Annotated in this window: 12 protein-coding genes and 1 other RNA gene; 2 read left to right on the top strand and 11 right to left on the bottom strand. The window is 34.4% G+C overall.

Annotation, left to right across the window (positions count from 1 at the left end):
* Positions 1 to 167: 167 nt before the first annotated feature.
* The 5 genes from RT228_RS08155 to ffs all read right to left on the bottom strand — a co-directional run bounded on the left by RT228_RS08155 (position 168) and on the right by ffs (position 10,049).
* Positions 168 to 500 (bottom strand): hypothetical protein, encoded by a 333-nt coding sequence (locus RT228_RS08155; protein ID WP_006256743.1) that lies wholly within the window; start codon positions 498 to 500, stop codon positions 168 to 170.
* Positions 501 to 637: 137 nt separating this feature from the next.
* On the bottom strand, positions 638 to 2,047 hold the full coding sequence (locus tag RT228_RS08150; RefSeq protein ID WP_006256744.1) for a sigma-54-dependent transcriptional regulator: 1,410 nt from the start codon (positions 2,045 to 2,047) through the stop codon (positions 638 to 640).
* Positions 2,048 to 2,460: 413 nt separating this feature from the next.
* Positions 2,461 to 4,770, bottom strand: coding sequence for a BamA/TamA family outer membrane protein (locus RT228_RS08145; RefSeq protein WP_006256745.1), 2,310 nt, complete (start codon positions 4,768 to 4,770; stop codon positions 2,461 to 2,463).
* The gene (locus tag RT228_RS08140; RefSeq protein WP_006256746.1) at positions 4,751 to 9,829 is read right to left on the bottom strand and encodes a translocation/assembly module TamB; all 5,079 of its coding nucleotides are present in this window, start codon (positions 9,827 to 9,829) and stop codon (positions 4,751 to 4,753) included. Before RT228_RS08140 ends, RT228_RS08145 begins: the two co-directional genes overlap by 20 nt.
* A gap of 121 nt (positions 9,830 to 9,950) precedes the next feature.
* Positions 9,951 to 10,049, bottom strand: an RNA gene (ffs, locus tag RT228_RS08135) — signal recognition particle sRNA small type.
* Positions 10,050 to 10,137: 88 nt separating this feature from the next.
* Between ffs and RT228_RS08130 the strand changes: the two genes are divergently transcribed.
* Entirely contained in the window at positions 10,138 to 11,235 is a 1,098-nt protein-coding gene (locus tag RT228_RS08130; protein WP_006256747.1) for a glutaminyl-peptide cyclotransferase, read from the top strand.
* 171 nt (positions 11,236 to 11,406) lie between these two features.
* Here RT228_RS08130 and RT228_RS08125 read toward each other — a convergent pair whose 3' ends face one another.
* From RT228_RS08125 to RT228_RS08110, 4 genes are all read right to left on the bottom strand, one after another.
* Positions 11,407 to 12,396 (bottom strand): DUF6985 domain-containing protein, encoded by a 990-nt coding sequence (locus RT228_RS08125; protein WP_006256749.1) that lies wholly within the window; start codon positions 12,394 to 12,396, stop codon positions 11,407 to 11,409.
* Between the two features lie 62 nt (positions 12,397 to 12,458).
* Positions 12,459 to 13,133, bottom strand: a complete 675-nt coding sequence (locus RT228_RS08120) for a DUF2461 domain-containing protein (protein ID WP_006256751.1) — start codon at positions 13,131 to 13,133, stop codon at positions 12,459 to 12,461.
* Positions 13,130 to 13,627, bottom strand: a complete 498-nt coding sequence (locus RT228_RS08115) for a DNA-deoxyinosine glycosylase (protein WP_006256752.1) — start codon at positions 13,625 to 13,627, stop codon at positions 13,130 to 13,132. The genes RT228_RS08120 and RT228_RS08115 overlap by 4 nt, the downstream gene beginning before the upstream one ends.
* 659 nt (positions 13,628 to 14,286) lie before the next feature.
* Positions 14,287 to 15,108, bottom strand: a complete 822-nt coding sequence (locus RT228_RS08110; protein ID WP_006256753.1) for a helix-turn-helix domain-containing protein — start codon at positions 15,106 to 15,108, stop codon at positions 14,287 to 14,289.
* 121 nt (positions 15,109 to 15,229) lie between these two features.
* Between RT228_RS08110 and RT228_RS08105 the strand changes: the two genes are divergently transcribed.
* Positions 15,230 to 16,153: a GNAT family N-acetyltransferase gene (locus RT228_RS08105; RefSeq protein ID WP_006256754.1), complete on the top strand. Its 924-nt coding sequence runs from the start codon at positions 15,230 to 15,232 to the stop codon at positions 16,151 to 16,153.
* Between the two features lie 67 nt (positions 16,154 to 16,220).
* Here the strand turns inward: RT228_RS08105 and pdxY are convergent, their stop codons facing one another.
* Both pdxY and RT228_RS08095 read right to left on the bottom strand, forming a co-directional pair.
* The gene (gene pdxY / locus RT228_RS08100; protein ID WP_006256755.1) at positions 16,221 to 17,075 is read right to left on the bottom strand and encodes a pyridoxal kinase; all 855 of its coding nucleotides are present in this window, start codon (positions 17,073 to 17,075) and stop codon (positions 16,221 to 16,223) included.
* Positions 17,076 to 17,427: 352 nt separating this feature from the next.
* The gene (locus RT228_RS08095) at positions 17,428 to 18,495 is read right to left on the bottom strand and encodes an SDR family oxidoreductase (RefSeq protein ID WP_006256756.1); all 1,068 of its coding nucleotides are present in this window, start codon (positions 18,493 to 18,495) and stop codon (positions 17,428 to 17,430) included.
* Positions 18,496 to 18,556 lie beyond the last annotated feature (61 nt).

Raw genomic sequence — 18,556 nt, 5'->3', positions numbered from 1 at the left:
AGTTGGTTTACTACAATATAGTAAAAAGTTTCAAAACTCACCCTACCAATCAATTACGAATCTTATATGATAATAAAAATAGATTATCCTAACCTGGAAACTAAACATAAAAAAAGCCTGTGAACATTTCTATCCTCAGGCTTTTAAAATTATATCATAGATCTCTCTTAGCTTCTCAGTGATGCAATGAATTCTTCAACATCAGCATCAAACGTTGTTTCTTGAATTAATTCAAGAGATAAGGTTGTCATCTTTTTAAAATGTGTTTTAGAGAAACTTCTTCCTCCAAAACTCTCTTTACAAAAATCTCCTATAATACCAAACACTCCGTTTACCTCTTCTAAAGTAACTTCTTTCTGATCTGCATATCTCCCTCTTAATACAGCAGCTCCTACATAAGCTCCAATCTTCACGACCAAGTCTGTATTTAGAATTTCCTTTTTATCAGCTAAATAAAATAACTCATCTAAATTATGATGTATTAGCGTTTTTATATCCATATTCTATACTTCTCTTATTTAAAGCAAAGGTAAAAAGAAAAGTAGAGATATACTTAAACTTTAAGCATATCTCTACTTTATATTAACCCTATCATTGAATAAAAAAAGTGTTGAATTATCTTCAACACCTTTAAATTTTATAATTCAATATTATACAATTTCATTTTATTGTACAATGTTTTTCTATCGATTCCCAATACCTGTGCAGCCTTAGTTTTATTAAACTTAACTTTTTCTAATGCAGTACGAATAGCTTGTTCTTCATTTCTAGAAGAGAATAACTTGAGATCATCCTCTGCAGTTTCACTACTTACACTAGCTTTAATCGCTTCTGATTTTGGCACGAGAATCTCTTGTGGTAGTACATCTTTTTCTATAATCTCTCCACGAGTCAAGAGAACTGATCTTTTAATGATATTCTTCATCTCTCTTAAGTTTCCTGGCCAATCATAAGTTAAAAAGATACACTCTACCTCAGAAGAGAATTTCTTTACTTTTTTCTCAAGTTCAATATTAGACTCGTTTAAGAAATGCATCGCAAACATCAATATATCTGCACCTCTATCCGCTAATCTAGGAGCTACAATACCAAACTCATTTAAGCGATGATATAAATCTTCTCTAAATTCTCCTTCTCTTACAGCCTTTGGCAAATCCTCATTAGTTGCAGCAATAACTCTAATATCTACATCTATTTCATTACTACTTCCCACAGGTTTTACTTTGCGTTCTTGAAGCGCTCTTAATAGTTGCACCTGTACCTCATAAGATAAGTTACCTACCTCATCTAGGAATATAGTTCCTCCATTAGCAGCCTCAAAGTGCCCTACCTTATCCGTAACAGCTCCTGTAAAAGATCCCTTAATGTGTCCAAAAAACTCACTAGAAGCCAAATCCTTAGGGATTGCACCACAATCTACTGCAATATATGGTTTATCCTTACGCTTGCTTTTTAAGTGAATAGAATGTGCTATATTTTCTTTACCTGTACCGCTATCACCTATAATCAAAACAGACATATTAGTAGGTGCTACTAGATCAATGTATTCATGTAATTGTTTAGACACATTACTTTCGCCTCTTACATACTCTACCTCTTCCACTTGCTCTTCTGCATTCTCTACATCTTTTACTACAGTAGATTTAGTTTTTGATTTTAAAGGCTCACCACTTTCCACACTTGCTTTTCTTTCGAGAGCTTGTTTGATTGTCAACAGTATCTCATCTGGGTTTATTGGCTTTGCTACATAATCGAATGCTCCTAACTTCATTGCATTCACAGCTGTTTTAATTTCAGTATATCCTGTCATTAAAATAACTTGTGAAGTTCTACATTTTGATTTTATATATTTAAGTAATTCTAAACCATTACTATCAGGTAGTCTAACATCTGTAAGGACAATATCATAGCACTCTTCATCAATACACTGTTCTGCTTCTGTACTACTAAATGCATTCGAAACTATATACCCTTTTTTAGATAAAAAAGTTTTTAGCATTTCGCAGAAAGGAACATCATCATCTATAACCAGAATCTTGTGACTCATATTTTTATTTTTTATGTGCTTCTTGCAAATTTATACTTTTTATTATTCATTCCCAATTACGATATAAAATTAACCTATATAAACAGCAAAAGGGAGCCTAAGCTCCCTGTTCACCTGAAGATTTCTCTTCTTCACCTTACTAACGATCTAACTTGTTATCTCTCGATAACATAACTTTTAAATAAACACTTAAATTTTCTTTTTCAAAAGCAGGAAGTTTTTCAACTTCTTTACTTTTTTTATAACACCTTACTGTAATAGTATATATACAAAACCATGCCAAACCTAATAGGCATAAGACCTATTCATATATCTATTTTATATTCAACACATTATGCGAATTAAAAAAAAACTCCCCAACTTTCCACAATAGGAAAAGATGGGGAGTTTTTTGTGTATTGTTTCCACACATATTAGAAAGGATACCCAATAGCGAAGTTAAACATTAGGTTATCTTTTCGCCATCTACTACTTCCAAAATTGATATCATCTATTACCCAGCGTTCACCTGATGCATGATATGGTACGCGCAATGGAAATGCAAAATCAAAACGAAGAACTAAGAATGTAACATCAAATCGCAATCCTGCTCCTGCTCCAATTGCTAACTCATTTAAAAAGTCACCACTGAACTTACCTCCAGGTCGATCTGATACATCGTTTAGATTCCAGATATTCCCAGCATCAACAAACAATGCACCATGTACAATACTAAATAGTTTTTTTCGGTACTCTAAGTTCATTTCTAACAACATATCTCCCGATTGATCTGGTATAAATTTAGCATTGTTAATCTCTGGATTGAATGAACCTGGTCCTAAAGTACGTGCTCTAAACGCTCTAATACTATTTGACCCTCCTACATAAAACTGCTTTGTATAAGGCATTTGTTTAGAATTTCCATAAGCTATCCCTATACCTGCGTGTATTCTACTCACTAACTGTGAAGTTTTACTTAGTCTTAGGTAATGTCTAAAGTCGTGTTCTGTTTTTATATATTGACTAAATGGAACACCTATCAAACTTTTTTCCTTATCCTTATCCACATTAGCCCCCATTAATAATCCTGTGATATTAGCAGACAGATCTAATCCTCCACGATAGTATATTGTCCCTTTTTTAAATTTCTTACTAGTATTTGTATAAGTATAGGTATAAGTAGGACCAAAGGTCAGCTGCTTATCTAATACTCTCTCCAGCGACGGATTACCAGCTGCATACTCCTTATAGTAATCTGTGACATGCCCAGGTTTTACATAGTTAATATCAAATACTTTCAAATCATGCTCTCTAAAAGCACTCTCTTTCCAGAGATATCCCCAAGAAGCTTTAAAAGACTGCAATGAATACAATTGGCTACGTTCCAAATATTCTCCCCCAAGAATAGCACGTGTCTTAGGGATATAAGCACTAGTCGATTGTAGATTAAATGGAGATATAATCTTAGGCCAAGTCAGACTAGTTTCAAGACCTACCTTATATACATTATACCCATTATTAGCCGATGACATTTGGAAATCTGCCCCACCATAAGCAGACACAGAGAACACCTCAGCTCCTTTCATAAAGTTCTTATTGCTCCAGTTCAAGTTTAACTCTGCTCCATTATAACTAGCTGAGTTCATCTTCCCTAACAACTCAAGTCTAATAGCCTTAGGATTATCAGGAGTTAAGAAGTAATAAGCGTTTAATTTATGATTTAAACTATCTGATATCTCGAACTGATTCTTCACAAACTTAAAAACACCTAAACTCACTAACCTATTTAAAGATAAGTTATGATCATTTCTGTTATAGGTATCTCCATGTTTTAAGTGAATCGCTCTATCGTAAATAGACGATTTAAACTTTCCTTTAGGATCTACTATTTTAAAATCTTTATATACTTGTGCTGAGTCAAGAGCCTGCATATAGTTCGTATCAGACAGCACATAATCAGAAAATATATAAATATTATCTATCGTATAAGGCTCTAATGCTAACTTAGGTGTATTCTCTTTAATCTTTAAAGCTAAGTCGACCTGATGATGTCCTACACTACTATCTACCTGCACTAATAAGTTATCTGCACTGAAGTAATAATATCCTTTATTTTTTAAATAATTATCAAATCTAGTACGTTCATCTTTAATAACATCTAAGTCATAAGCTCTTCCTTTTTTCAATCTTGTATAGGGCATCGCTTTAGACAGCTCTTGTTTGATACCTGTAGAATCCTTTGCAAAGGTAAACTCACGTATTTTATATTGCTCACCAGGGATTACCGTATACTCTGCTCCTTTCTTCTTATCACTTGGTTGAAGTGTATCATAAGTCACATCTACATTGAAGTACCCTTGATTCTCTAATCGATTAGATAGAATAGCCTTATTGTTCTCCATATCTACTTGATCGAATAATACAGGTGGTTCACCTAACTTGTTTCGCATCCATCGACGCACTTTATTACTTTTTTCTGGATCCCCTGCTAGGTTATAAAAAAACAATTTAGGATGCATACCTAACAGTGTCGCATTAGGAATAGGACGTAGCAAACCATGGAGTTCATCATTCATCTCAGACTTTTGAGACTTAGATAATGAATCACTGTTAATCACTATTTTCCCTCCAGAATACAGATACTCATCTTCTGCCAAATGACGAGTTGTGTTACATGAGAATATAAATAATAGTCCAAGACATCCCGCTAATCCATTATATATTTTACTCTGCTTTAGCTTCATCTCTTAATTGCTTTTTTAATTGTCTTTTATCTTTACTACGTTCAAATAATTCGCGGAATCTCTCATAACTCATCGTTATTATAAACCCGACTCCTGTCTCTACGATTTGTCCTTGAAGAGCTACTTCATAGCGGTTCTTTCTATACACTTTCATTAAGTATCTACCATCTTTTGACAAGGCATATTCTAATTCAATATCTCCTGCTATGTTAGCTGCCTGTTCATTCTGACGGGCATTTCCTTCTACTTCGAAACTACTTCCTACTGTTACTTTTAGTCGATCAGAGAATAAGCGTTTTGACACTGCTACATTTAAATCTGTTCTATTCTCTTTACTTCCTGAAGAATAATCTTCTGATGATTCTAAGTTAAAGTTAAGTTCTACACCTGCGATTAAGTTACCTGCTAAGTTATTCAATTGATCTGATAGTAATCTACTCACACTCTGTCTAGCCATAGACCCTGCACTCATTCCTCCTGCGCTACTCTCAAATGGATTCTCACCGATAAACCTATTTAATAACAACAACGCAAATACTTGCTTATTTAGTTCAGACTCATTCTGTCTTAACTGTTCTAACTTCGTCTTTGTATTGCTTAGCACATCTCCAGATACACTTGTAATTCCTTCTTTTAACTGTACATCAAAAGATATTTCAGGCTTCAGTAATTCGCCTTCCATCTTTAATAATGCTTGGAATGGTATCTTCTGCTTATACATATTTTGTTGTGTAGGAGATAGACTGCTTAGCTGATTTCCTAATAGATCTATTGGAGCTGTCTTCGTCTCATAGATTGCCGTTAAGTGAAGGTTAGCGTCTGTAGGATCACCTGCCCAGATAATATAACTTCCTTTCTGAATTTCGAATTTTCTCTTCATCATGTTAAATGACAAATCATAAGAACCTTGAGAGAACTCATATCTTCCAGACAATGTTACTTTACCAGACGGATCAATCCCTCCAACTAAATCTGCTTCTCCTTTTAAGATAATTTTATCTCCACTTGACTTATCCATAATCATCGTAAAACTAGCCTCTTTATCTACTTTAATCGAAACAGAAACATCTAGTCCTTTCAACGCTGAGTTGTTAAAATCCTCTTCATACTTCTGCATTTCAGCCAATTGTAAGCTGTGCTGATCTACGAACTCCACAATACCTTCTCTATCTGCTATACTAGGATCTTCTTGTGGTAATACAAATGAGAAATCGGTTTTCTTACCTATCTCAATACCTCCAGTAACAACAGGCTTGTTTAAATCTCCTTTGATCTTTATATCACTGTCAAAAACCAATTTACCATAATACATCTCATTATCTTTAGATGTAGAGTTCACTGCTTTAAAATCAACTGCCTTAATACTCAGATTAAAAGCAAAATCTTGATATGACTTAGTAAGTACCTGACCATCTACCACTAATAGATTTCCATCTGTATCTGTGATACTAAACTTATCTAATTCTATCCCTCTGTTTGTAAAAGAAATCTTTTCGTTAATCTTTCTAAAATCAGCATTTAAATCATTCACATGGAATCCAACATCATTAAAGTTCATAGCTCCTAATATTTTAGGATCTGTAAACTTGCCGCCTATTTTTAGATTACCTGAGAAAAAGCCTTCTGCCTTAGACAACTGATCTTTTGCAAAATACTCTATCGCTGCCATTTGGAACTTAGCCAAGTTCACATTCATATCCATCTCCTGAGTATCAGCATCAGCCCATCCGTCTATAGATATCTTATTCTCACCTCCTTGTAAAGTAATATCAGTTATAAACTTACTCGCACTCTCATTCTTCACTCCTACGTGTAAGTCACCTAACCCTATCTCCATCACCTGTAACTTAGAAATGTCAATATCTGATATAAATCTAAAGTCTGTAGCTAAATCTTTTAAATACACCTCACCGTCAATAAATCCACTAGCCAACAGAACATCTTTCTTAACCATCTTAGTCAACATCTCAATACTAAAATCATTAAACAATATTCTCATTGGACTATTGGCTACTTCGTCCTTAGACTCAATAACTAAAGCACTATCCTCATGTGATAATTTAAAGTCCTTCACATAAAACCCTTCCGGTTTTAATACAAATCTATTCTCTGGTTTGACTACCCACTTTTGATAATCTAGTATAAAACCATCTGGATATAATCTTGCTATCATATCTCCATTCTCAGCACGAACATCTCCAGCGATAAGATAACACACAGCATCTAATTTATCCTTTAAGCTCAGATTATAACTAATCGTATTATCTTTTATTCCCCCTTCTAATGATACTCTTCTAAGCGCCACACTAGCATTCGCCACTCTTTCTACAGACAGCCCATAAGTTAATGCTTCATTGACAGGTTTTAATTCTAAGGCAATATTATTAATCTCATTTTCTCCGTAGATTACTAAGGGTATCAAGCCTTTTAAACTGATATAATCAGTACTCGCATCATACTTACCTGACACCTCTATTGGTTTTAATTCTTTTAGATCAGGTACCACAGAGTGAATAACCGAACTCTCCTTAACCAAGAGTTTATACGTAAAGTAGTTTTTATCTTGCTCCTTTTCCTCTGCTCCATTTTGTTCAGTTACAGTCTTTGTAGCAATTTCTTTTTTAGGCTCTTCTATTGCATAATAGACATCTATTGTCTTCATTAATTCATCTGCTAGTTGAGTGATTTTATACTCTCCTTGCATATTGAAGTCTATTAGTTCAGAAGTCAGTCCTAATGATCTATGAGTATCCTTACTCGTCGCAACGATCTCTATCGGTTGTAGATTATATGCCCTAGAAGCAGACATATAGGACAGTCCTCTTAAAGACACTATACCATCCAGATCATCAGGCATAATATTAGCTAGTTTCCCTTCTATCGTTCCTTTAAAACTAGCCGGAGCTTCTTCTATACTTAATTTATATAAATCAATATTTTTAAAATCAGCCAATAAGTCTAAGCTAATTCCCTTATCTGTCCACAGCCCACTAGCATCTAATGCAAAGTTTAGATTAGGATCATTGTTAATAGAATGAACAGTATATTTCCCATCCTCAATGGCTCCATCTACTTCAATATTGTTATAACTATACCCGCTATACTCTGCTTTTAAAACATTGATATTTCCTTTTGCGTTTATATTTTTTGGGTCTAGCCCTATCCCACTTACAGAAGCAGACATCGATAGTGTACCAATAGAGTCATTCTTTAAGATTTGACCTAATTTTAGTTCATTGATATTGGCTATTAAAGAATACTTCTCTTTTCCTTTTATGCGTTGATCAAAGAACGCTTTTACATCTGCATTACCTGAAGTCGTTTTAAGGGCTAATTGAGACTGTATTGCCTTCATTCCTCCCTTTACATTACCTGATAGTGATAAGTGCGAAGGAATCTCTATATTCGTTGGCAACAACCCTTTCGGTGCGATGTTAAAGATATCCTTAGCAGAAGTCTGAAATTTATTCAGTTTTAAATCTACTATCGCTTTTTCTGGAGTAGTCGCTCCTTTTATATTCCCAACCACATTAATAGTTGTAGACTGTAATCCAGTTAGTAAAAACTGTTCGATAGACAAATCTCCTACTACACCTTTTGCTTTAATGTCTACAGCTAAGTTTTTATTCGTTAAACTTGTTAGTCCAGCCTCTTCAAAAACAGTAGGCATAGCTAGATATACATCTCTTAATCCTAGATGAGACTCTTTGATCAATACATCCACAGAAGTATCCTCTAAATGCTCTGACAACTTATTCACATCTTTATAATTCAATGTTACATTAGCGTCAAACTTAGAGTTAGGGGTTTCTAAAATAAAGTCTTTAATGAAAGTAGTTTGATCCCCGTATAGAAAATAAGTTTTGAACTTATCTAATTGCAATCCACTCTTTTCTTTAAAAGAAAAACCTTCTAAATTTCCTCTGATCACATTAGGCGAAAACTGAAAATCTTTTAAATCAAAGTTAATATCTGTAAATGCAATATGATTAGGGTCTAACCCAAAGGTCAATGCCTTAACGTTATCGTTGTCAAACTTGACATCAATAGAGTTAAGGGCAAACTCCTTTATCCCTAGCTTCCATGGAGCAGATTCATCCACTACAGGAGCAGTCTCCTCTTCTGTTACGGGTGGTGTTGCCTTAATCGTTGTAGGAAATAAATGAACAACAGCCTTAGTATCATCTAGACGGATCTCTTTTAAATCAATCTGTTGATTCTTTAAATCAATTTGCTCAAATGTAGTTTTAAAAGCTCCTAATGCAAGATTAGCATATAACTTGCTCTCCTTATCCTCAAAAACGATATTACTATCTGTCCACTCTATAGTACCTAAATCTACTACAGGCATCACAGAAGTATTTGACTCTTCCTCTATCGGCTCTACCACTAACTGTGCTGCCTCAATAGAAGCCTGAGAAGGCAATTCTTTTTTATAATTTAAGTCTATTCCTGCAATCGCAATCTTAGGAATAGCAAATTTCATCTGCTCTAAATCAAATTGTTTAAAACGCGTAATAAATCTCTTTAACCCAAATGAGACGTGATGACCATCATAATCATCATTATACTTCACCTGGATATCGCTAAGACTTATCTCACCTACATCTATAGCTATAGAGCTACTGTCCTCTTTATCCTCCTCTTCCTCTGAAGCGAAGGCTTCGATGATATAATCAAAGTTAAAGCGTCCTAGACTATCGCGTTTAACATCTGTCTTTAGTCCATCTAACTGAACACTATTGACATTGACAGAGCTCTTCAGGAGGGCAAATAAGCTAATATCTACACCTAGATAATTAGTATATAACAAAGTATCCTTCTGTTGAGACTCAACATAAAGGTTCTTAACTACTATTTTTTTAGGAAAGGCAATCTCTATCCTATCTAAGGACACAGGGGTACCTATCTTATCCTGTACAAAGGTGATTGCAAAATCCTTCACCTTATTCTGGACAGCAGGTATCTGTATCGCAACGATAAGAAGTAGTAATATTAGAAATAAACTAAGTAAGAACCAGCCCAGTACCTTACCTATTTTAATTGTTATCTTCTTCAAAACAAATTTTTTATACAAAAATAACAAAAATCGTACCTCTCCAACAATGATATTCAAAGGAAAAGGAAAAAACTTTAGGGCAAAAAAAAATCTCCAACACGGAGATCTACAATTAAGAAAAAAATGGCAAGCTACCTACATCGCACCGCTACAACCTCGGACCTTTGCTGCGTTCCCACCCTGGAGGATTAAGAGGGAGCTGGTCGTGTAGGACTTGCCACTGCAAATATACAACGGTTTTTTATTTTTCCAAGCTTTTTCAACTATTCGCATTAGATTTGTATATTGTATCAAATTAAAAAATGACAATGAAAAAATATAACATTCTAGTTCCGTTAGCATTAGGAGTAGCTTTTATAAGCTGTTCAAACAAAAAAAATTTAGAAAAAAATGTTTTATCTATTGATACTACTCATCTAAAACAGCTATATAAGGGAAATGAAGACATAAAACTGAGTCTAAAAACTACCGAAAATGCGCAAGTAGACTCTGTAATTTATTACTTCAACGACAAAAAAGTAGGTACTTCTATCAAAAATGAGGTGTTAAATCTAAACTTAGGTGAACAAAAGTTAGGTAAAACAACGATTAAAGCTGTTGCTTATGCTGAGAATTCGAATAAAGAATTCACTACGAATATAGAAATAACAGCTCCAAAAGAACCTGCTTTTTACAGCTATAAATTAGTAAACACTTATCCTCATGATCAAGAAGCCTATACACAAGGTCTAGAATTCTACAATGGTATTTTATACGAAAGTACGGGGAATGGCGAAGGTGGAGGAACAACGAACACGGGAAGAGGAACAGGTAAGAAAGGAATCTCTAGTGTACGCCAAGTAGATTATAAAACGGGTAAAATCATCAAGATTCACAAACAACCAATGGAGATCTTCGGTGAGGGGTGTACTATCTTAAATGGTAAACTATACCAACTAACTTATCAAAACAATGAAGCTTATGTATTCAACCCTGAAACATTAGAACAAGAAAAAACACTTCCTTATTTTCAGAAGATGGAAGGGTGGGGACTTACGAATGATGGTAAGCACCTGTATATGACATCAGGTTCTGAGTTTATCTATAAACTAGATCCAGAAACATTTAAAGAAATAGACAGAGTAAGCGTATATACAGATAAGAATGTTATTCCATACGCTAATGAATTAGAATGGGTAGATGGTAAGATATATGCTAACTTCTACGCACAAAATGCAGTAGCTGTAATCAATCCTCAAACAGGAGCAATAGAAGCTGTTATAGACTTCAGCGAATTAGTAAACCTGACTACATATCACGAAGACAGAGATGTAATGAACGGTATCGCTTATAACCCACAGACTAAGACATTCTTCCTAACAGGTAAAAACTGGGACAAAATGTTCGAAGTACAGATTATTAAATAATTTAGGGAACTGAATAAAGGGAACAGAGAACTAGAAACAGAAAACTGGGAACTGGAAACTGGGAACAGGGAACCATAAACTGAAAACAGAAAACAGGGAACAGAGAACTGAAAACTGAAAACTGAAAACAAAAAATGCTGACCATGGTCAGCATTTTTTATTATATGAATTTTATTCTTCTTCCCAATAATCACTACCAAAGCCAATCCTAAGAAAATCTAATTGTTCATTATATATAAAGTGAATTCCATGTTCTTCCTCCCAATAACAATCATTATAGTGAATAAAAACAAGTTGTTCATTGGCGTTTAATACTATTCTTACACTATTAGGTGGCGCAACTAATTGCCATAATAATTCTCTATTCACATTAGCTTTTTCTAATACAAAATCCTTTTCATACTCCTCATTATAGTCTTGCCAAGCTACATTAAAAGATTCCTCCAAAGCGCTCATAACAGCTACATAAATCTCATTTTTATTCTTCTGCTCATATTTCTTTATACAATTTATTATTCTCGCCTCCATCCCTTCTCTTGCAAATAATCCTTCTTGTATGGAGATACGACACCCTCGACGAATTCCCCATACTAATGAAGATATAAAACGAGTACTTACCCATTCATAAACATCTTCACTAAAATAAAATTCTAAATCTAAATCGAGTGACTTATACTCCGTCTTTATAGGAGTTCTACTGTCATTTAAGTCTCGTGAAACCCAATTTCCATCTACAGTAAACAGTACTGATAAATGGGTATCAAAGCCTGAAACATCAAATTTAATAGACCATTCTTCTACATCTTCATCCAATAAAACGATAATTTCCACATCTAAACAATCCCAAAGTTGCTGAGGAGATATACCCTCTACTGGTGTAGTGTAAATATATTTTTGTTTATCAAAAGCATACCCCTTCTTTAGTATTAATTGATGATATAAGTAGGTAGTAAACCTTTCAAAATCAACCTTCCATTGTTTAGAAAGAACTTGTTCAACAAATAAATCTACTTGGCTAATTAACTGATTGTTTTCACTTAAGAAATAGTTATCCAAAATAACATCAATAAAAATGCTATCTGCTATTTGTAGTTTATTCTCAAACTTCCAACTTGCAAACTGAATAGGAATCAAATTCCCCAAATACTTAGAATACGTCATATACTATTGATTAATATGATAGACTAAACGGTTTCACAAAAAAACACCTTAACAAAAATCCTCTACTCATACAGACTCACCCCATTCACATCAGTAGTCAGTACATCTGACATATAGTCAAACAATGATCTCATCGCTATAAATGTCTTGATTACTTCCTCTTTAAAATTAGGTGCTAATACCTCTTTATCGGTGAACGAACGCATCACGAGATACTGTTTCTTGCGCAATAAGTCAATAGCGGGATGCTCCTTGTCAAATCCCTTAGGAGCTGTCTTTAGTTCCTCCCCTTGTAATTCTCCAAAATACTGTTGGAATTGCTCCTCTGCTATAATCTCACGAAGTTCACTATCGTCCATAGCGATCTCCTTGCGGATACGCAATAAATCTTCCTTATTAGGCTCCCAAAAACCACCTCCTACAAAACTTCTACCTGGCTCTATATTCACATAATATCCTCCTCTAAGCATCGGTTTAGTACGTCCTAAATGCAGTCCAAAATAAGTTTTATAAGGTGTCTTGTCCTTCGAGAAGCGTACATCTCTATAGATGCGATGTACGTGTAATAGGTCTATACTATCATGCTGTAACATCTCATCGTGTACTACTTTAAAGAAAGCCTTCACCTCAGCGAATAATTTATCGAACTCTGGCTTATGATCTGCAAACCAAGGTTTATTATTATTCTGACTTAACGTCACTAAGAAATCTATATGTTCTTTTTTTAACTGTTTCATACTTTATTTTTTAATTCTTGCCAATGAGCCACTTTCTCTTGAAAACTCATTCTTGCATTTGCTCCACTCGGCGAAGGTAAAGTTAGTAAAGATACTCCCTCTATCTGCCCTATGTATTTATCGAAATATTGTCTTGCCTTTTGACTAGAGAAGACGATTGTACGGATATTGGGATATTCTATCAGTAATCCCTTGATATCGTTAGCTTCTTCTGCTGTAATATCACTGTCTAAGCTACTCTTGCGTTCACAAGACTGCAAGACATCCCATAAGGCTATCCCCTTTCGCTGAAGCAAATCGAGCTTATCCTTATACACATCACTATACTCTTCTCGAAAAACACTAAATAATATCTTCCAAAACACATTCTGCTTATTGCCGTAATACTCCTGAAAGTCTAACGATTTAATACTCGGCATCGTACCCAATATCAACACTTTAGCCTCATCAAACACCACAGGTTTAAAAGAATGTATTCTACTCACTTCACTCATATCCCAAAGATATTAATTTTTATCTCAACGAAATAACTATCAATTCTTTACTGCCTATTTTGCTATAATTTAGAACAACTTCCTAAACTTCATTTTATTTAAAAATTGTTTTAGAGCTCACTCCCTATTTTTGATAAGCCCAGTATTCCTTCTACAACAAAACATTAAAAAAAGCATTTCATTCTTTTTATTTTTCACTTAAAAAGCGTTCTAAAAACGGCTTTAAAATATTTTATATACTCACTTTTTTTCAAAAACACCCTAAAAACAGCTTCTATCACATCAATATTTTAAAAAAGAGGTACATTTTTTTTGCATATAAAAATAATTAAAGCACTATATATCAATATATTAAACCAAAACAACATCAAATCTATGAAAACATAAAACAGCTCTTAACCCTAGTGAATACAGACCTTCATTTGATTTCCTTCGACAATACAAGGACAATAACCCGAGAATGGTGGACTAGAAAGGTTATTTGTCCAAGAAATATTCTTTTACTCTCCTCCTATTCTCCTCTGATCTGCTGCAAAAATTCACTGAAGATTCTACTTCAAATAAAATTGAATTAACCCCATATAAAAAGTAAATTGCCTCAAGAGCATTTCTAAGTTTACTCCTAAAAGAATGAATATACTTCCTTCTAAACTGAGTGCTTATAGATGTGCTCGTCTATATGCCAAGGGAGATAGACTTGTAGATTTTTTAAAATAACGACAGAAGCTAGTCGCATCTAAGAAATGAAGCTCTTCAGCTATTGTGTAGATAGGTTTATCCGTTGCGATAAGGTAAGACTGCGCTTGAGTGAGTACTAGTTCATTAATAATCGAAGAGACTGTCTTGCCCGTCTGCCTGCGTACCAAAGTCGTTAGATACTTAGGAGTGAGCTTTAGTTGATCAGCGTAGAACTGTACTGTGCGCTCAGCTAAATAATGCTGATGAACCAAATTATACAGTCTAAAAACAGTTGTTTCTTTCTTCGAACTTGGCTTCAACTTTACCTCATCTTGTTCATAGAATCGGTTGATATGAGCGATTAAAGAATACAGTAAATACTTCATCGCATCAGGATAAAACACAGATGCATCTGTACTGCGATTGGCCAACAACAACTGATAGTAATCTATAAACACTTTTTGATCCCCCTCATTCAGATGAATAATAGGATGTCTGACCAACTCATTTAAAAACTGATAATTAGTAGGTAGAATAAGATCCTTTATACTATCCAGATCAAACAACACACATAGATACTTCCCCTTGTTTTCTGTAGTAGGAATAGAGAACAAACGCTGTGGAAATACTGTCAATAGAGAACCTACAGAGAACATCTCTGTTTGGTTGTCAACTTTGAGCTCATTACTTCCCTCCATACAATAAGACAACAATATTCCTTTCTCTCTATATGTGGTAGTAGAGAATAAAGAAGGAATAATACGATCCGATGTTATAATCTGAATAGGGAAATGCTGACTCATCACACAGTAGTTAATAAGTCAAAGTTAACAATAAAAACAACTTATTGCACATTTACAAAACAATACTGTCAATAGATAAACAAGGTCTTATTCAGAACTTTGCACCAAATAAAAAAGAAATATGATCAGTAAATCAGTAATTATAAAAGACACATCTTATACCTTATATATCAACTATCAAGATGATGAACAAAAACGAAAAGAGTTCAATAGAATGTGTCAGGAGGTGTGGGAGTTTGACTTTGAAGGATACTACCAATCGGGATATTGGGGAGAGGATTGTATCGTGTTTTCTTTATTCCAAGAAGATAAAATAGTAGCACATACAACTTTAAGCCTATTCGAAATAACGAAAGATAATAAAACGTATAAAACAGGACAATTAGGTACTGTGATGACAGACCCTGCCTATCAAAATAACGGTTTATCAAGGTTCTTATTAGAATATATAGAAGCAGAATATAAAGACATCGTAACAGGTTACTTCTTGTTTGCAAATGATACAGTACTGGACTTCTACCCAAAATTTGGGTATGTACCTGTAGAAGAATATCAAGCTACACTCAAGGTGAATACAAAACCTTCTACTCTATCGAGTTTAGAGAAATTAGATTTAGACAATCCTACATCGCTTGCCCTATTTGAAGAATATGTCAAAAATGGATATACCTATAATAGGCTAAATACTAAAAATGTAGGGTTGGCTTTCTTTTATTGTTATGCTAATTTAGATTTTGGTTTTAAAAACTCTATTTACTACAGCAAAACATTGGATGCCATTATTATCTATGAGCAAGAAGAAAGCGAACTGACAATCTATTCTATTTATCAAAGAGATCACAATGTCAAACAACTCGATGCGATAATAGATGCATGTTGTACAGAAGAGACACAGACTATCTATTTTGCGTTTAGCCCTGAGATAGAACAAGCTACTTATAGCTTATATAAAGAAGATGACGATATCACGCTGATGGTGACAAAAGAGCTAATAGACTTATTCTTTGATCAGAAGACCATGGTAGCTTCGCTATCACATACATAAACTCTAAGTAGTTAGTAATAAATAAGAAAGGCAGTATGAAATATTAACGTACTGCCTTTGTGTTTTATTAATACTTTACTGCCAGTACATCTTGTGCTTGTAGGATAGCCATAGCATTCATCTCTTTCAATCCATGCTCATGAACATATCTCAATACTTCAGACAAGAAGTTCATACTAGTCTGTATAGCTACTTCTATGGTACGCCCCTTCGTCAGCTGTGCAGCAAGTGTACCTGTGAATAAATCTCCCGTTCCTACTACTTCTACAGGTATATTATCAGCATAAAAATGAGTCAACTTACCTTGATGAATCAAGATGACTTCTACTTGATGATTAATATTCTCTTTCATTTCGGCTGTAGTCAAAACAATGATTTTAGAAGACAATACCTCATCTGTCTGTACTGCTTCTAGTAGTTCTTGCTCATTCGTTATACGTTTGCCTAAAAGGTATTCTAATTCGAAGTGATTAGGAGTCAAGATATCACTTAGCGCTAATAATCGTTCTTTAGAATAATCTGCCTGCTCTTTAGGTATATACAACCCATCTGTACGCGTATCTCCAAACACTGGGTCATAGATATAGGTGATGGTATGCTGTACTTTTAATTGCTTAATGAACTGTGCTGTCGCATCTATTATCTCTTTGCTTTTTAAGTACCCACTTACTACATACTGCGTAAGTTGTGCCGTGTTAATTTCTAATACTCCACGAGCCAGCTTTTCGAATAATTCTTTAGGTACAGCCTCTCCATAATAAACAGGCTTGTCTGTGTGACTTGATAAAAGAATGGTAGGCATCGCTACACAATTAATTCCGTGAAGCTGTATAGCAAAACTAGCTGAGTTATTCCCCACATACCCAGTAGAGACAGTACTCTGTATGGATATAATATGAGGTTCTATTGTGTTATTTGTCATGATAATGAAATGAGAAAACACTTCTATACTCTTGTCTATTTACTTCCATAAGACAAGGAAAATATACATCTGTGCTTCTTAAATTATTTCTTACAAAAATACAACTATAATCAGCAAGCGAGATAGTCCAGTTTAAAGAAAATTGATTAAACCCAGAATCAGTGATAGACAGATAAACGAAAAGTAATTATACAAAATAGCTCTGAATTAGTGATACAAGCATACTATAGTATGGTTTTAGAGCTAATGAAAGAGATATGAAGTAGAATTGCTTTGTAGTATTTGGCTAACGCTTATTCTGGGTTAAAATAATACCAATAAAAAAGCAGACCGTAGTCTGCTTAATTCTATTTTATGGTATAAGACGTTCTGCTTTTAATTGTTCAAATAGTTCTATGAAAGAGTCTTTTGTAGGTTTATAAGTTGTAAAGCCTAATCTCCTACTCTTAGACATATCAGTAATCACTTCTATAGGACGACCTAAATCTGCATCTGTATGCCATGGAGAGACTAATGTACCTAAATCCATAGCTAGTAGTTTATGCTTCGCTATAATAGTCTGCCATACCTCACTCTTCTGTAACAAGGTTGCTTCTAATGGTCTGATAGTATCCTTATACCCTTCAAAAGGTATATCAAAATAATTAGCTATTTCTTCCCATAGCCACTTCCATCTAAACACATCTCCATTGGTAACATTGAATGCTTGATTCTTAGCTGTATCTGTAGTAGATGCCCATACCAACTGTTTTGCTAATACGCTTACATCAGTTACATCTGACACCCCATTCCACTGTGCTTCTGACCCTGGCCACACCATAGGAAGTCCTTCTTCCTTACATATACTCGCATACACAGCAAGTGTAATCCCCATATTCATCAGATTACCTACTGCATGTCCTATCAAAGTATGAGGTCTATGTATACTCCAAGTAAAACCGTCTCGCTCAGATGCTTTATACACTTCATCTTCTTGAGCATAATAGAAATTCTCTAATTCTAATCGAGGGTGTTCTTCTCTAACAGGGGTAATAGGTAAGATACCTGACTTAACATAAGATTCAAAAGGGCCTAAATAATGTTTTAATCCAGTTACTAAGGCTACATGCTTTATGCTCTGTTTAGGAGATAATACATCTAGTAAATTCCTAACTAAAGTAGCATTGACAATGATATTCTCTGTCTCTGTATCCTTACGCATCCATGTGGTAAAGTAAACATGGGTAGGAGCTATATCTTGTAAGGCTATAGCTAAACCTTCTGTATCTAATAAGTCTGCAGCAATGGGAATGACTCCGTCTACAATTCCTTTTGGATTTCTTGCTAATCCATATACTGTCCAATCTTGAGCGATTAGTTCTTTTGCTAGATTACTACCAGCAATACCACTAACGCCTACTACTAATGCTTTGTTCTTCATGATTCATTTCTTTGAAGACAAAGCTAAAGCAAGTAAAATAGCTGTGCATTGACCTAAGATA

Origin of the sequence: Myroides sp., from assembly GCF_032073645.1 — a bacterium.
GTDB classification, from domain to species: domain Bacteria; phylum Bacteroidota; class Bacteroidia; order Flavobacteriales; family Flavobacteriaceae; genus Flavobacterium; species Flavobacterium odoratimimum.
Note: the sequence above shows the minus strand (reverse complement) of the source record. Positions and strands in the feature narration are given on the sequence as shown.

Bases quoted from the DNA above. Each gene is read 5' to 3' on its own strand.
- RT228_RS08115 (WP_006256752.1), bottom strand. From the start codon at position 13,627: ATGAGTGAAGTGAGTAGAATACATTCTTTTAAACCTGTGGTGTTTGAT.
- RT228_RS08125 (WP_006256749.1), bottom strand. From the start codon at position 12,396: ATGACGTATTCTAAGTATTTGGGGAATTTGATTCCTATTCAGTTTGCA.
- RT228_RS08110 (WP_006256753.1), bottom strand. From the start codon at position 15,108: ATGAGTCAGCATTTCCCTATTCAGATTATAACATCGGATCGTATTATT.
- RT228_RS08095 (WP_006256756.1), bottom strand. From the start codon at position 18,495: ATGAAGAACAAAGCATTAGTAGTAGGCGTTAGTGGTATTGCTGGTAGT.
- RT228_RS08105 (WP_006256754.1), top strand. From the start codon at position 15,230: ATGATCAGTAAATCAGTAATTATAAAAGACACATCTTATACCTTATAT.
- RT228_RS08145 (WP_006256745.1), bottom strand. From the start codon at position 4,770: ATGAAGCTAAAGCAGAGTAAAATATATAATGGATTAGCGGGATGTCTT.
- RT228_RS08120 (WP_006256751.1), bottom strand. From the start codon at position 13,133: ATGAAACAGTTAAAAAAAGAACATATAGATTTCTTAGTGACGTTAAGT.
- RT228_RS08155 (WP_006256743.1), bottom strand. From the start codon at position 500: ATGGATATAAAAACGCTAATACATCATAATTTAGATGAGTTATTTTAT.
- RT228_RS08130 (WP_006256747.1), top strand. From the start codon at position 10,138: ATGAAAAAATATAACATTCTAGTTCCGTTAGCATTAGGAGTAGCTTTT.
- RT228_RS08150 (WP_006256744.1), bottom strand. From the start codon at position 2,047: ATGAGTCACAAGATTCTGGTTATAGATGATGATGTTCCTTTCTGCGAA.
- pdxY (WP_006256755.1), bottom strand. From the start codon at position 17,075: ATGACAAATAACACAATAGAACCTCATATTATATCCATACAGAGTACT.